Source organism: Pseudomonas sp. HMSC08G10, assembly GCF_001808425.1.
GTDB classification, from domain to species: domain Bacteria; phylum Pseudomonadota; class Gammaproteobacteria; order Pseudomonadales; family Pseudomonadaceae; genus Aquipseudomonas; species Aquipseudomonas guariconensis.
In genome coordinates this window covers 215,552-228,304 of the sequence record NZ_KV793306.1, presented here as the reverse complement: position 1 = coordinate 228,304, position 12,753 = coordinate 215,552, and the positions used below count along the sequence as shown (strand labels likewise).

General features: G+C 64.1%; 14 protein-coding genes and 1 pseudogene. 8 read left to right on the top strand and 7 right to left on the bottom strand.

The window, feature by feature from the left end; genetic code table 11:
- The 3 genes from HMPREF3173_RS11405 to aroC all read right to left on the bottom strand — a co-directional run bounded on the left by HMPREF3173_RS11405 (position 1) and on the right by aroC (position 2,895).
- On the bottom strand, positions 1-537 hold the full coding sequence (locus HMPREF3173_RS11405; RefSeq protein ID WP_070573192.1) for an oxidase: 537 nt from the start codon (positions 535-537) through the stop codon (positions 1-3).
- On the bottom strand, positions 537-1,691 hold the full coding sequence (locus tag HMPREF3173_RS11400) for an MFS transporter (RefSeq protein WP_070573190.1): 1,155 nt from the start codon (positions 1,689-1,691) through the stop codon (positions 537-539). The genes HMPREF3173_RS11405 and HMPREF3173_RS11400 overlap by 1 nt, the downstream gene beginning before the upstream one ends.
- 112 nt (positions 1,692-1,803) lie before the next feature.
- Positions 1,804-2,895 (bottom strand): chorismate synthase, encoded by a 1,092-nt coding sequence (gene aroC, locus HMPREF3173_RS11395; RefSeq protein WP_043209772.1) that lies wholly within the window; start codon positions 2,893-2,895, stop codon positions 1,804-1,806.
- A 188-nt stretch (positions 2,896-3,083) separates the two neighbouring features.
- Between aroC and HMPREF3173_RS11390 the strand changes: the two genes are divergently transcribed.
- Positions 3,084-4,046 carry an alpha/beta hydrolase gene (locus HMPREF3173_RS11390; RefSeq protein WP_070573187.1) on the top strand — a complete coding sequence of 321 codons (963 nt, stop codon included), beginning with the start codon at positions 3,084-3,086 and terminating at the stop codon, positions 4,044-4,046.
- Positions 4,047-4,244: 198 nt separating this feature from the next.
- Positions 4,245-5,033 (top strand): hypothetical protein, encoded by a 789-nt coding sequence (locus HMPREF3173_RS11385; protein ID WP_070573185.1) that lies wholly within the window; start codon positions 4,245-4,247, stop codon positions 5,031-5,033.
- A gap of 64 nt (positions 5,034-5,097) precedes the next feature.
- Here HMPREF3173_RS11385 and prmB read toward each other — a convergent pair whose 3' ends face one another.
- Positions 5,098-6,006 (bottom strand): 50S ribosomal protein L3 N(5)-glutamine methyltransferase, encoded by a 909-nt coding sequence (gene prmB / locus HMPREF3173_RS11380; RefSeq protein WP_043209765.1) that lies wholly within the window; start codon positions 6,004-6,006, stop codon positions 5,098-5,100.
- A gap of 178 nt (positions 6,007-6,184) precedes the next feature.
- On the opposite strand from prmB, the gene HMPREF3173_RS11375 reads away from it, so the two are divergent.
- The 5 genes from HMPREF3173_RS11375 (at position 6,185) to HMPREF3173_RS11355 (ending at position 8,943) form a co-directional block, all read left to right on the top strand.
- The gene (locus HMPREF3173_RS11375) at positions 6,185-6,775 is read left to right on the top strand and encodes a cysteine hydrolase family protein (protein WP_043209762.1); all 591 of its coding nucleotides are present in this window, start codon (positions 6,185-6,187) and stop codon (positions 6,773-6,775) included.
- 79 nt (positions 6,776-6,854) lie between these two features.
- On the top strand, positions 6,855-7,175 hold the full coding sequence (locus tag HMPREF3173_RS11370) for a hypothetical protein (protein ID WP_043209760.1): 321 nt from the start codon (positions 6,855-6,857) through the stop codon (positions 7,173-7,175).
- A 156-nt stretch (positions 7,176-7,331) separates the two neighbouring features.
- Complete coding sequence (locus tag HMPREF3173_RS11365) at positions 7,332-7,892, top strand: Smr/MutS family protein (RefSeq protein ID WP_043209758.1); 561 nt, start codon at positions 7,332-7,334, stop codon at positions 7,890-7,892.
- Between the two features lie 71 nt (positions 7,893-7,963).
- Positions 7,964-8,509: a GTP cyclohydrolase I FolE gene (gene folE, locus HMPREF3173_RS11360; RefSeq protein WP_043209757.1), complete on the top strand. Its 546-nt coding sequence runs from the start codon at positions 7,964-7,966 to the stop codon at positions 8,507-8,509.
- A 62-nt stretch (positions 8,510-8,571) separates the two neighbouring features.
- Complete coding sequence (locus HMPREF3173_RS11355; RefSeq protein ID WP_043209755.1) at positions 8,572-8,943, top strand: glutaredoxin family protein; 372 nt, start codon at positions 8,572-8,574, stop codon at positions 8,941-8,943.
- A gap of 113 nt (positions 8,944-9,056) precedes the next feature.
- Here the strand turns inward: HMPREF3173_RS11355 and HMPREF3173_RS11350 are convergent, their stop codons facing one another.
- The gene (locus HMPREF3173_RS11350; protein ID WP_070573183.1) at positions 9,057-9,659 is read right to left on the bottom strand and encodes a glutathione S-transferase family protein; all 603 of its coding nucleotides are present in this window, start codon (positions 9,657-9,659) and stop codon (positions 9,057-9,059) included.
- A gap of 144 nt (positions 9,660-9,803) precedes the next feature.
- On the opposite strand from HMPREF3173_RS11350, the gene HMPREF3173_RS11345 reads away from it, so the two are divergent.
- Entirely contained in the window at positions 9,804-10,994 is a 1,191-nt protein-coding gene (locus HMPREF3173_RS11345; protein ID WP_070573182.1) for a benzoate/H(+) symporter BenE family transporter, read from the top strand.
- A 63-nt stretch (positions 10,995-11,057) separates the two neighbouring features.
- Here HMPREF3173_RS11345 and HMPREF3173_RS25290 read toward each other — a convergent pair whose 3' ends face one another.
- Complete coding sequence (locus tag HMPREF3173_RS25290; protein WP_371906669.1) at positions 11,058-11,762, bottom strand: methyl-accepting chemotaxis protein; 705 nt, start codon at positions 11,760-11,762, stop codon at positions 11,058-11,060.
- 204 nt (positions 11,763-11,966) lie between these two features.
- Positions 11,967-12,143, bottom strand: a pseudogene (locus HMPREF3173_RS25285) (methyl-accepting chemotaxis protein); the annotation flags it as partial.
- Positions 12,144-12,753: the final 610 nt, after the last annotated feature.

Below are 12,753 nucleotides of genomic sequence, written 5' to 3'. Positions count from 1 at the left end.
TCAAAGCTCATCCATGCCGGCAAACTGCCGGGCCGTCGAATCGCCGGTAAACTGCGGCTGCATCCCCGATTCGCTGCCAAACAGGCGCAACGCCAGGCAGAACGGGTTGTCCCCCAAGTCCACCCAACGGCGCACGCCGGCGGGAATCACCAACACGTCGCCCTTCTCGCACAACACCGCATACACGTAGTCGCCCAGGCGCAAGCTGACCTGTCCGCGTCCGCCCATCACGGCAAACACTTCAACCGCTTCGTGCACATGCTCAGCGCGAAGATCAGCCTGGCTCGGGTCAAGGCCATCGCGGTTGAGCAGGCCGAACGCGACGCTGCCATGTGTGGTCATCAGTTGGTCCAACAGCCCATGGCATTCGGCCAACACTTGCTCATGGGCTGTGCCCGGGCGGATGCGCAGCTCATCGGTACGGCGCTCTAGGCGCACACCCTGCTCGGCGAGGGTGGCGGCGATATCGTCGTGGTGGGTCAGCACCTTGTTCGGCAACTCGGGGGTGTAGAGATGGAAAACGCTGAGAATGCTCATCAGGGGCTGGTCCTGGTCTGTTTCGAACAAAGGGCAATGATAACGGCTGCCGCGAGCGCCGCGACGCTGGCCATACCAAAGGTGAAGGACGGGCCCAGCAGTTTCCAGCTGTAGCCCGAATAGAGTGCGCCCAGGGCACCGCCGGTGCCAGACAAGGCCGCATACAACGCCTGCCCCTGCCCTTGCTGACGCGCGCCGAAGCTACCTTGGACGAAGGCAATGGCTGCGGCATGGAAACAGCCGAAGGTCGCCGCATGCAGCAGCTGGGCAAACACCAGCACCGCTGGAATGTCCGCCAGATTCCCCAGCAACAGCCAACGCAGCGCCGCCAGCAGGAAGCTCGCCAATAGCACATGGCGCACTGAAACCCGGGCGAAGATTCGACTCATGGCCATGAATACCAGCACTTCGGCCACCACCCCCAGCGCCCACAGCAAACCAATGGCGCCACGGGTGTAGCCCAGATGTTCCAGGTGCAGGGTGAGGAAGGTGTAGTAAGGGCCGTGGCTGAGCTGCATCAGCGCCACGCACACATAGAACGCCATTACACCCGGCGCCGCCAGTTGCCGCAGGAAGCCCCCTGCCCCCTTGCGCTCGGCATGCTCCACCGGCTGGGCATTGGGCACCCAGAGGCTCGCGATGAAAATCCCGGCCATGATGGTCACCAACGCCATCGGGTAGATATCCAGGCTTAGCCACTCGAACAGCCGTCCCAGGCCGACCACGGTGAGGATGAAACCGATCGACCCCCACAGGCGCACCTGGCTGTAGCGCGAGGTTTGCCCGTGCAGGTGCGCCAGAGTGATCACCTCGAACTGCGGAAGCACCGCATGCCAGAAGAACGCATGGAGCGCCATCACCAGTGCCAGCCAGGCGTAGCTTTTGTCGATGAAGATCAGCGAGAAGGTGCCCAGAGTCGACAAAGCGCCCAGGCGCACGATCAGCAACCGTTGACCGCTGCGATCCCCCAGCCAGCCCCACAGGTTAGGTGCGATGCAGCGCATCAGCATGGGAATGGCCACCAGTTCGCCGATGCGTGCCGGCGAGAAGCCCAAATGGTCGAAGTACAACGCCAGGAACGGCGCGGTGGAGCCGAGCAAGGCGAAGTAAAAGAGGTAGAAGCTGGACAGGCGCCAGTAGGGAATCGTGGGCATGGGCGGGGCCTTTGGTTGCCTGTGCCGGCTCCTTCACGGGGGACCGCTCCCACAGGACCTGCGGTTGTCCTATAGGAGCGGGTTTACCCGCGAAGTGACCCGTGCGGACGAATCAGCGCTGGCCCAGCACCGGAGTATTCACCTTCACATCGGCGTTCTGAGCACGGTGGCGCAGCAGGTGATCCATCAGCACGATAGCCATCATCGCCTCGGCGATCGGCGTGGCACGGATGCCCACGCACGGGTCGTGACGGCCCTTGGTGATGACCTCGACCGGGTTGCCGTCGACATCGATGGAGCGGCCCGGGGTGGTAATGCTCGACGTCGGTTTGAGCGCCAGATGGGCGACGATCGGCTGGCCGGAAGAGATCCCGCCCAGGATGCCGCCTGCGTTGTTGCTCAGGAAGCCCTCAGGCGTCAGCTCATCGCGGTGCTCGGTGCCACGCTGGGCGACACTGGCGAAACCGGCGCCGATCTCCACACCCTTGACGGCGTTGATGCTCATCAAAGCATGGGCAAGCTCGGCGTCCAGGCGGTCGAAGATCGGCTCGCCCAGGCCAGGCATCACGCCCTCGGCGACCACGGTGATCTTCGCGCCGACCGAGTCCTGGTCCCGGCGCAACTGGTCCATGTAGGCCTCCAGCTCCGGCACTTTGTCAGGATCAGGGCTGAAGAAGGCGTTGTGCTCGACCGACTCCCAGGTCTTGAACGGGATTTCGATCGGGCCCAGCTGGCTCATGTAGCCACGCACGCGGATGCCTTGGGTGGCCAGGTACTTCTTGGCGATGGCGCCGGCAGCCACGCGCATAGCGGTCTCGCGGGCCGAACTGCGGCCGCCGCCGCGGTAGTCGCGGATGCCGTATTTATGGTGGTAGGTGTAGTCGGCGTGGGCTGGGCGGAACAGGTCCTTGATCGCCGAATAGTCCTTGGATTTTTGGTCGGTGTTGCGGATCAGCAGACCGATGGAACAGCCGGTGGTACGACCTTCGAACACACCCGAGAGGATTTCGACCTCATCCGGTTCCTGGCGCTGGGTAGTGTGCCGGCTGGTGCCCGGCTTGCGGCGATCCAGGTCGTGCTGCAGATCGGCCAGGGAGATTTCCAGACCCGGAGGGCATCCATCGACAATGGCGACCAACGCCGGGCCGTGGCTTTCGCCTGCGGTGGTGACAGTGAACAGCTTGCCGTAGGTATTGCCGGACATGGACGCTCCGCGAATCAGCCTGAATGTGAAGGAGGCAGGCAGTATACGGAAATTCCCTTTATTCGGGTGGTCGGTTCACCCCCTTCGATCACGCTCAAACCTGTGGGAGTGGGTTCATCGGCGAAGGGCATGAGAGAACCTTCGGTCAGCCACCCGGTCCAACCGACATCCCACCAAGTAGTAGCCCTATGATGTTGCGCCTCGCCGCCCTGCTTCTGCTGCTGTGCTCAGGCCTCGCCCAGGCCGCCGCCCCGACCATGCTGCAACGCCCCATCGACCTGGACACCGGCCAGGGCGTGCTCCATGGCAGCCTGCTGCTGCCGCAACAAGCCACCCCGCCGCCGGTAGTGCTGATCATTGCCGGCTCCGGCCCCACCGACCGCGACGGCAACAACCCCGCCAGTGGTCGACTGGACAACCTCAAGCGCCTGGCCCTGCTGCTGGCCGGCGAGCACATCGCCAGCGTACGTTTCGACAAGCGCGGCGTTGCCGCCAGCCAACCGGCCACGCCTGATGAGCGGGACCTGAGCGTCGAGCGCTACGTGGCCGACACCGTGGCCTGGGGTCGCAAGCTCAGGGCTGACCCACGCTTCGGTCCGCTGATCCTGCTTGGCCACAGCGAAGGCGCGCTGATTGCGACGCTGGCCGCTGAACAGGCCGGTGCCAGTGCGGTGATCACCGTGGCCGGCAGCGGTCGCCCCGTAGCCGAGGTGCTGCGCGAGCAATTGGCCCAGCGCCTGCCGCCGGCAGAACTGGCGCGCGGCAATGCGGTGATCGACCGCCTGCAGGCCGGACAGACCTCTCTGGATGTGCCGGCGCCGCTGCGCGATGTGTTTCGCCCAAGCGTGCAGCCTTACCTGATCTCGTTGCTGCGCCAGGACCCGGCAGCAGCGTTCGCTCGTCTACAGATGCCCGCCTTGATCATCCAGGGCCGCAACGACGTGCAGGTGGACGTCGCCGACGCCGAACGCCTCAAGGCCGCCAAGCCCGGCGCGCAGTTAGCCCTGATCGATGGCATGAACCACATGCTGCGTATCACCCCTCGGGACATGAGCCAGCAGCGCGACAGCTACCGCAACCCGGGGCTGCCGCTGGCCCGTGAACTGGGTGAGCGGATCGTGGCGTTCATTCGCCAGCTGCCACCGGCCTAGATTGTCCTCAGGAAGTCTTCGTTGCTGCCGATAACCGGTTGATCGAGGCAGTGATCGGTGTTTTTGAGGCCGTTTGCGCTCCATCGCGGACAAACCCGCTCCCACTGATTGAATGTAGGAGTGGCCTTGCCTCGCGATTGGGCAACGCGCCAGCCCCTTTCCACCGTCCTGCCCGCCGTGCATTCGAGGACACTCCTGATGACCGACGCCCCCGCCGCCGTTGAGGCGGACGAAGAGCCACAAGCCCCAGCAAGCGCTCCGCTGCCATGGGAAGACCTGGCCCCTGAACACTTCCAACTGCTGCGCCTGGCAGCCCTGCCCACCGACCGCAACAGCGGCGCCCGTCCGCTGCGTTTCGTCGAGTTCGGCCATGCCGAGCGGCATAGCAAGACGCACAGCCTGCTGCGCCTGGAAATCCGCCTGCCAGGTCAGAAAGTGCGCAAGGAGCAGAACCTGCTGGACATCCGTGTCGATCACGAACAGCGCCAGGTGCGTATCGGCGGTGACGGAGGCTTGCAGCTCGAGCCGGCGAACCGCGGCCTGGGGCGGTTCCTGCTGGGACAGGCGGTGCAGTGGCTGCAACAGCGTTGGTCGAATTACCAGATCGAAGGCGTGGCCCTGCCCAGCAAGGATGCCCTGAACGAAGACAACCGCCTGCGCCGCGACCATGTACTGCGCAGTGCAGGGCTTGAGGTGGAATACGAAGGCGGACAACTGCTCAAGGGGCGCACCGTGGATACTACGGTAGGCCAGCTCAAGGGCGGCTGGAACAATGAAAAGGTCCAGCGCGTCGACATCCTCGAGGCTGCCGGAATGCTGCAACAGGCCGAGCAACAGCTGCTGGAGAAGCAGGCGCAGTTGCGCGAGCGGGATGAACGGGTCGCCAAGTACCGCCGCGAAGACAGCGGCCTGCGCTTTACCATCACGTGCCTGGTGGCGTTTGCCGTGTTCCAGGCGGGGCTGCTGATCTGGATCGCCACGCGCTAGAGGCGTGGCGCCCATTTCGCGGGTTTACCCGCGAAAAGGGCTGCTGCGCAGCCCTGTGTCTTGATCAGACGCGGGAGCGGAACAGCTCCTGGTGCTGACGGCACTGCTCGGCAGTCAGCATGAACACGCCATGCCCACCCCGCTCGAACTCCAGCCAAGCGAAGTCCACCTCTGGGTACAGGGCCTGGACATGCACCTGGCTGTTACCCACCTCGACGATCAGCAGCCCTTTTTCATTCAGGTGGTCAGCCGCCTCGGCGAGCATGCGCCGCACCAGGTCCAGGCCATCGTTGCCACAGGCCAGGCCCAGCTCGGGCTCGTGGTGATACTCGGCCGGCATGTCGGCGAAATCTTCGGCGTCGACATACGGCGGGTTGGACAGAATCAGATCGAAGCGCTGCCCGGGCAGGCCGGCGAAGCCATCACCCTGCACGGTGTATACACGCTCTTCCAGGCCATGGCGCTCGATGTTGTGGTTGGCGACTTCCAAGGCATCGAAGGACAGGTCGGCCAGCACCACCTCGGCCTCGGGGAACACGTCGGCGGCAACGATGCCGATGCAGCCGGAGCCGGTGCACAGGTCAAGGATGCGCGCAGGCGGCGCGGCCAGCCAGGGCTCGAAGCGTTTTTCGATCAGTTCGCCGATGGGCGAGCGCGGCACCAGCACACGCTCATCGACCACGAACGACATGCCGCAGAACCACGCCTCGCCCAGTAGGTAGGCGGTGGGCACCCGCTCTTCGATTCGGCGCTTGAGCAGGTGCTGCAGGCGCACGCGCTCGTCATCTTCCAGCTGGCAGTCCAGGTAGCTGTCGGCCACCTCCCACGGCAGGTGCACGGCGCCCAGCACCAGCAGGCGGGCTTCGTCCCAAGCGTTGTCGGCACCGTGGCCGAAGAACAGGTCGTGCTCATGGAAGCGGCTGACCGCCCAGCGGATATGGTCGCGCAGGGTGCGCAGGCGGGATGTGATCACGGGTGACTCCTTTTAAGACAGGACAAAAGTCTAACAGCCCACCGACACAAATGTTCCCTTCGATTGCCCGGTCGGTAGCCAGAGGCCAGTAACCATGCTGTCTGCAATGTCAACCATTCACATTGGCGCCGAGGCAAGGGAGAATAGGTATACAAAAGCCCTACCCAAGGAGCCCTTGATGTCCGTTCCAACCACGATGTTCCGCCTCAGCGGCCGCGACTATCCGCCGGCCAAGCTGGGCCAAGCCAGCCTGATTGTCATCGATGCGCAAAAGGAGTACCTCAGCGGTCCCCTGGCGCTGTCGGGCATGGACGAGGCCGTGGCCAACATCGCCCGGTTGCTCGACGCCGCGCGCAAGGCCGGCCGTCCGATCATCCATGTACGCCACCTGGGCACCGTCGGTGGCCTGTTCGACCCGCAGGGTAGCCGCGGCGAGTTCATCCCGGGCCTGGAGCCTCGCGAGGGTGAGATCATCATCGAAAAGCGCATGCCCAACGCCTTCAAGAACACCAAGCTGCACGAAACGCTGCAGGAGCTGGGACATCTGGACCTGATCGTCTGCGGTTTCATGAGCCATTCGAGCGTCAGCACCACCGTTCGCCGCGCCAAGGACTATGGTTATCGTTGCACCTTGGTCGCCGATGCCTCCACCACCCGCGACCTGGCGTTCAAGGACACGGTCATTCCGGCTGCGCAGATCCATCAGTGTGAAATGGCCGTGATGGCCGACAACTTCGCCTGCGTCGCCCCGACCGCCAGCCTGATCTGAGCCACGACCGCCCGGCAGACGGGCGGAACCCCAGGGCCGACCCTAGGTCGAATTCCGGATACCTACAGAGGAAATCGGAATGAAGCTCAAAGGCAGTTTCGACGCCAAACGCCTGCGCCAGCGCGAACCGCGCAACTGGGGTGCGCGCCTGGCCGCCGGCCTGTCCGCCCTGGTGGCCACCCTCGGCGTGCTGCTGGCCATGGCTGGCGTCGCAGGCCTTCTGGGCAACTACAGCGCCCTGGCCGAACTCAATGCCAACCGCCCACTGTCGGTGATCCTGGTGGTGGTCGGTTTGCTATTGCTCTACCTGGGCGTGCGCTTCTGGCGCCGCAGCCGGATTCGCCTGCGCCGCGGTCATGGGTTGAACCTCTCGCCGCACCTGATGAAAAAGCACGATTAGCGGCGTGTGCTGCTAGCCGCTTCGCGGTGGTTCGACATTTGCGTTCACGTTTCAAAGGGTGTCGCTGTACCTGGCGGATCGGTTCGGCGCGAAAAGGCCAACAGGCGACACAACGCCGCCCACTCACGTAAAATATGCCCCCTACGTGGAGGCACCATGCAAGACGACGATTTTTCCCTCTTCAGCGCCCAGATGCGCGGCGTGAAGCCGATCAAGCACGACCGCGCCGATGTCGGCAAACCCAAGGCCGACCGCAAGAAGCTGGCCGGCCTGCGCATGGCCGCGACCGTGCACAGCGACCAACCCCTCGTGGTCGATGGCATGTCCGACCAGTTCGTCATCGACGTTGGCGCCGAGGACGAACTGATGTGGCGCCGTGACGGCGTCCAGGAAAGCCAGATCCGCAAGCTCAAACTCGGTCAGATCGCCTTCGAAGGCAGCCTGGACCTGCACGGCATGACCGTGGAAAAAGCCCGCGAGACCCTTTGGGATTTCATCGCCGAGGCCACCAAGCTCGAAGTGCGCTGCGTGCGCGTCACCCACGGCAAGGCTGCGCGCCTGGACGGCAAGCGGCCGATGATCAAGAGCCACGTCAACACTTGGCTGCGCCAGCACCCGCAAGTGCTTGGCTTCACCTCCTGCCAGGCCCGCCATGGCGGCACAGGCGCAGTCTATGTGATGCTCAAGCGCACCATGCTCGAAGGACGCGACGAGTGACGCCAGGCTTGCAGCCTCGCCCTCGCCGCCGTACCCTTCGTCTTTGCGATTAATCCCCCACAGGTAGATCCATGTCCCTGGAACAGAACTACACCGCGATCCTCAGCCAGCTCGGCGAGGACGTCTCCCGCGAGGGCCTGCGCGACACGCCCAAGCGGGCCGCGAAGGCCATGAAGTACCTTTGCCGCGGTTATGAACAAACCCTGGAAGAAGTCACCAACGACGCGCTGTTCACCTCCGACAACAGCGAGATGGTGCTGGTCCGGGACATCGAGCTCTACTCGATGTGCGAACACCACATGCTGCCCTTCATCGGCAAGGCCCACGTGGCCTACCTGCCCAAGGGCAAGGTCCTGGGCCTGTCGAAGGTCGCGCGCATCGTCGACATGTTCGCCCGCCGCCTGCAGATCCAGGAAAACCTCAGCCGCCAGATCGCCGAAGCGGTGGAGAAAGTGACCGGCGCCGCTGGCGTGGCCGTGGTCATTGAGGCCAAGCACATGTGCATGATGATGCGCGGTGTCGAGAAGCAGAACTCCACCATGATCACCTCGGTGATGCTTGGCGAGTTCCGCTCCAATGCCGCCACCCGCAGCGAGTTCCTCAGCCTGATCAAGTGATCGGCGTGTGACTGCGAGCCGACCCTTCGGGGTCGGCTTTTTCTTTTGTTCAGGAGTTGTCCATGATCGTCAAAGCCCTGCGGGTCGGCCTCGGCCAGCTTATCGTGTTCGGTGACTGGATCAGCCGTCCGGCCAAGCGCAAGCGTGATGCCGCAGCCCAGGCGCAGGTCGCCAAAGACGCCCAGAACCTGGCGCTGTACCAGTTCCATGCCTGCCCGTTCTGCGTCAAGACCCGCCGCACCTTGCACCGCCTCAACGTGCCGGTGGCCCTGCGCGACGCCAAGAACGATCCGGTACACCGCCAGGCTTTGCTTGAAGGCGGTGGCCGGGTGAAGGTGCCATGCCTGCGGATCGAGGAAGCCGGCGAGGTGACTTGGATGTACGAATCCAAGGCCATCATCGCCTACCTGGACAAACGCTTCGCGGCAGTTTGAAACCCAGGCTGCTCCGGCCTTTTCGCGGGTAAACCCGCTCCCACAGGTACCAAGAACCCTGTCAGAGCGGGTTTACCCGCGAAAGAGCCGGAGCAGCTAGCAAAAAGCCTGGATCAGTCCACCATCGGCACATGCCGCGGATGGCTCGCCACCCGCGCCAACCACGCCCGCACTCCGGGGTAGTCCGTCAGGTCGAAGCCGCCCTGATGCGCCACATGGGTGTAGGCATACAACGCCACGTCGGCGATCGAATACTGGTCACCAACCAGATACGGCGTCATCTGCAGTTGCCTCTCCATGACCTTGAGCGCCTTGTAGCCGCCTTTGTGCAGCTTGCGATATTCCTCCACGCGCTCATCAGGCAGCCCCAGGTAGAACTGGATGAACCGCGCGACGGCAATGTACGGCTCATGGCTGTACTGCTCGAAGAACTGCCATTGCAGCACCTGGGTGCGCAGACGTGGCTCGGTGGGCAAAAACTCACTGCCATCGGCCAGGAAGTTCAGGATCGCGTTGGACTCCCACAGGCAGGTGCCATCCTCGAGCTGCAACACCGGGACCTTGCCGTTGGGGTTCATCGCGAGGAACTCCGGCGTTTCGGTTTCGCCCTTGAGTATGTCCACCGGCTGCCACGTGTAAGGGCGATCCAGCAGGTGCAGCATCAATTTGACCTTGTAGCAGTTGCCGGACTGGTAATCCCCATAAACCTTGTACATCGCCCCTCCCCTCTCGTGCAGTTGCGCAATCGCGCCCAATAGTTGGCGACTGTACGGCTAAATGCAATGGCTGCTGTATCGCATCGATTGCGCCAGGTCACGGTAGTCTGAAAAAACTGCTTACACCTTTACAAGGACTTTTCAATGACCGATGCCACTTCCGCGCGCCTGCGCCCCCTGGCAGACAGTTCTGCGTCGGCGATCGTCGCCGGCTTCATCGCCATGCTCACGGGGTACACCAGCTCATTGGTGCTGATGTTCCAGGCGGGCCAGGCTGCTGGGCTGACCAGCGCGCAGATTTCCTCGTGGATCTGGGCCTTGTCGATCGGCATGGCGGTGTGCAGCATCGGCCTTTCACTGCGCTACCGCACGCCGATCACCATTGCCTGGTCGACTCCAGGCGCTGCACTGCTGATCACCAGCCTTGGCGGGGTCAGCTATGGCGAGGCCATCGGCGCCTATATCACCTGCGCGGTGCTGGTGCTCATCTGCGGCTTGACCGGCAGCTTCGAGCGCCTGGTGCGGCGCATTCCTGCGTCCCTGGCCTCCGCGCTGCTGGCCGGTATCCTGTTCAAGATCGGCAGCGAAATCTTCATCGCCGCCCAGCACCGTACCGTGCTGGTGCTGGGCATGTTCTTCAGCTACCTGCTGGTCAAACGCCTGTCGCCACGCTACTGCGTACTGGCCGCGTTGCTGGTGGGCACCGCCCTGTCGGGCGCCCTGGGCCTGCTGGATTTCAGCGGCTTCAACCTGGAGGTGGCCAAGCCGGTGTGGACCACCCCGAGCTTCTCGCTGGCGGCGACCATCAGCATCGGCATCCCGCTGTTCGTGGTGGCGATGACTTCACAGAACATGCCAGGCGTCGCTGTGCTGCGGGCCGATGGCTATCAGGTGCCGGCCTCGCCGTTGATCTCGGCCACCGGCTTCGCCTCGCTGCTGCTGGCGCCGTTCGGCTCCCACGGGGTGAACCTGGCGGCAATCAGCGCGGCAATCTGCACCGGGCCCCATGCCCATGAAGACCCGAGCAAGCGTTACACCGCAGCGGTGTGGTGCGGGATTTTCTACGGCATCGCCGGGGTGTTCGGCGCCACGCTAGCGGCCCTGTTTGCAGCGCTGCCCAAGGAGCTGGTGCTGTCCATTGCTGCACTGGCGCTGTTCGGCTCGATCATGAATGGCCTGAGCGTAGCCATGGGAGAAGCCCGTGAACGCGAGGCGGCCCTGATCACCTTCATGGTGACGGCCTCGGGGTTCACTTTGTTCTCGATCGGCTCGGCGTTCTGGGGGATCGTGGCGGGGGTGTTGACCTTACTGATCCTGAGCCCGCGCAAAGGCTGAGGATGTCTTGTTGCCAGTGCCGGCCTGTTCGCGGATTAACCCGCGAAGGGCCGACACACTCGATCACAATCTGAAATGGCCAACCATGCCCTTGAGATCCGTGCCTAACTGCGCCAGCTCGACGCTCGAGCGGGCGTTGTCCTGCATGGCCAAGGCAGCTTGATCGGCGCTGCCGCGGATCTGCGTGACGCTGCGACTGATCTCCTCGGCCACCGAGCTTTGCTGCTCCGCCGCCGCGGCGATCTGCTGGTTCATCTGCTGGATCAACGACACCGCGGCCGCGATGCTGCCCAGCGCACTTTCGGTGTGCAGCGCATCGGCTACCGCCAGACGCACCAGCTCGGTACTGCCGCGAATCTGCGACACCGATTGCTGGGCGTTACCGCGCAGGCTGGCGACCAGGCGCTCGATCTCTTCGGTGGATTGCCGGGTGCGCCGCGCCAGGGCCCGCACCTCATCGGCCACCACGGCAAAACCGCGTCCCTGTTCGCCGGCCCGGGCAGCTTCGATCGCCGCGTTGAGCGCCAGCAGGTTGGTCTGCTCGGCGACACTCTTGATCACTTCCAGTACGTCGCCAATGGTATGGATTTCGGCGCTCAAGCTGTCGATGCCAGCGCTGGCGGTTTCTGCCGCGGCAGCCAGCTGCTCGATGCGCTGCATGCTCTGGCGCACCACCTGCTGGCCTGATTCGACCTTGTCGTCGGCGCTCTGGGCCGCCTGGGCAGCCTCCTCGGCGTTGCGCGCCACATCGTGCACGGTGGCTGTCATCTGCTGCATGGCAGTGGCCACCTGCTCGGTTTCTTCCTTCTGGCTGCCCACCTCACGGTTGGTCTGCTCGGTGACGGCCGACAGCGCCTGAGCGTTGCCAGCCAGTTGCTCGATGCCCTGTTGCAGGCCGCTGACAATGCCGGCAAGCCCGGCGGCCATCTGCTGCATGGCCAAGGTAAGCTGGCCGACCTCATCGCGCCGCGTGGTTTCGGCCTCGACAACCAGATCGCCCGCAGCGATGCGCTGGGCCCGGGCGATCACACGCTTGAGTGGCCCGACCACGGCGCGGGTGATCAACCAGGCGGCGAGCACGCCAACCAGCAAGGCCAGCGCGGTGGCTAGGGCGATGGCGACCGTGCTGCGGGCAAGTTCGCCCTGCATGACGTGCTCCTGGTTCGCATAGGCCTGGTTGACCCGCTGGGTGACCCGCTCGGCCTGGGCCTGCAACTGAGCCTTGATTCCCTGCTCCTTGGCGAGCAGATCGGTGTATTCGTTGAGCTTGTCGGAGAAACTGGCGATGTGCCCTGCCACCTCGCCCAACACACTCTGATAACCGGTGTCGCTCACCGACGCCTTGAGCTGATCGACCAGGCTCGCCGCTTCCACGGTCTGGGCAATGCGCCCTTCGTTGACCGCCTCCTCCCCCTTGCGCCCCTGCTCCAGGCGCACCCGCGCCTCGTCCATGGCCTGCAGCATCAGACGCGAGACCTGCGCCACCTGGCCGGCCTGCTCAAGGAACTCGCTGCCCTGCTGGCCTTGGGACTGTTTGAGGGTGTAGGTGCCATCGTCGGTAAGACCTGACTGCAGCACATCGAGGTTATTGGAGACACTGGAGACCGACCAGCTGGCCATGTCCAAGGCCAGTTCCTTGGCCTGCACCGCTTCGACGAAGACATCGAAGGCCTTGCCATAGGCGGTCAGGTCGCCTTCGGTGGCAGCCAAGGCCGGGAGCGTGCGGGCACGCTCGATCAGGCTTTGCAGGTCCTTGCGC

Coding starts and splice junctions, on each gene's coding strand:
- HMPREF3173_RS11405 (WP_070573192.1), bottom strand. CDS start 537: ATGAGCATTCTCAGCGTTTTCCATCTCTACACCCCCGAGTTGCCGAAC.
- HMPREF3173_RS11400 (WP_070573190.1), bottom strand. CDS start 1,691: ATGCCCACGATTCCCTACTGGCGCCTGTCCAGCTTCTACCTCTTTTAC.
- aroC (WP_043209772.1), bottom strand. CDS start 2,895: ATGTCCGGCAATACCTACGGCAAGCTGTTCACTGTCACCACCGCAGGC.
- HMPREF3173_RS11390 (WP_070573187.1), top strand. CDS start 3,084: ATGATGTTGCGCCTCGCCGCCCTGCTTCTGCTGCTGTGCTCAGGCCTC.
- HMPREF3173_RS11385 (WP_070573185.1), top strand. CDS start 4,245: ATGACCGACGCCCCCGCCGCCGTTGAGGCGGACGAAGAGCCACAAGCC.
- HMPREF3173_RS11375 (WP_043209762.1), top strand. CDS start 6,185: ATGTCCGTTCCAACCACGATGTTCCGCCTCAGCGGCCGCGACTATCCG.
- HMPREF3173_RS11370 (WP_043209760.1), top strand. CDS start 6,855: ATGAAGCTCAAAGGCAGTTTCGACGCCAAACGCCTGCGCCAGCGCGAA.
- HMPREF3173_RS11365 (WP_043209758.1), top strand. CDS start 7,332: ATGCAAGACGACGATTTTTCCCTCTTCAGCGCCCAGATGCGCGGCGTG.
- folE (WP_043209757.1), top strand. CDS start 7,964: ATGTCCCTGGAACAGAACTACACCGCGATCCTCAGCCAGCTCGGCGAG.
- HMPREF3173_RS11355 (WP_043209755.1), top strand. CDS start 8,572: ATGATCGTCAAAGCCCTGCGGGTCGGCCTCGGCCAGCTTATCGTGTTC.
- HMPREF3173_RS11350 (WP_070573183.1), bottom strand. CDS start 9,659: ATGTACAAGGTTTATGGGGATTACCAGTCCGGCAACTGCTACAAGGTC.
- HMPREF3173_RS11345 (WP_070573182.1), top strand. CDS start 9,804: ATGACCGATGCCACTTCCGCGCGCCTGCGCCCCCTGGCAGACAGTTCT.
- HMPREF3173_RS25290 (WP_371906669.1), bottom strand. CDS start 11,762: ATGACAGCCACCGTGCACGATGTGGCGCGCAACGCCGAGGAGGCTGCC.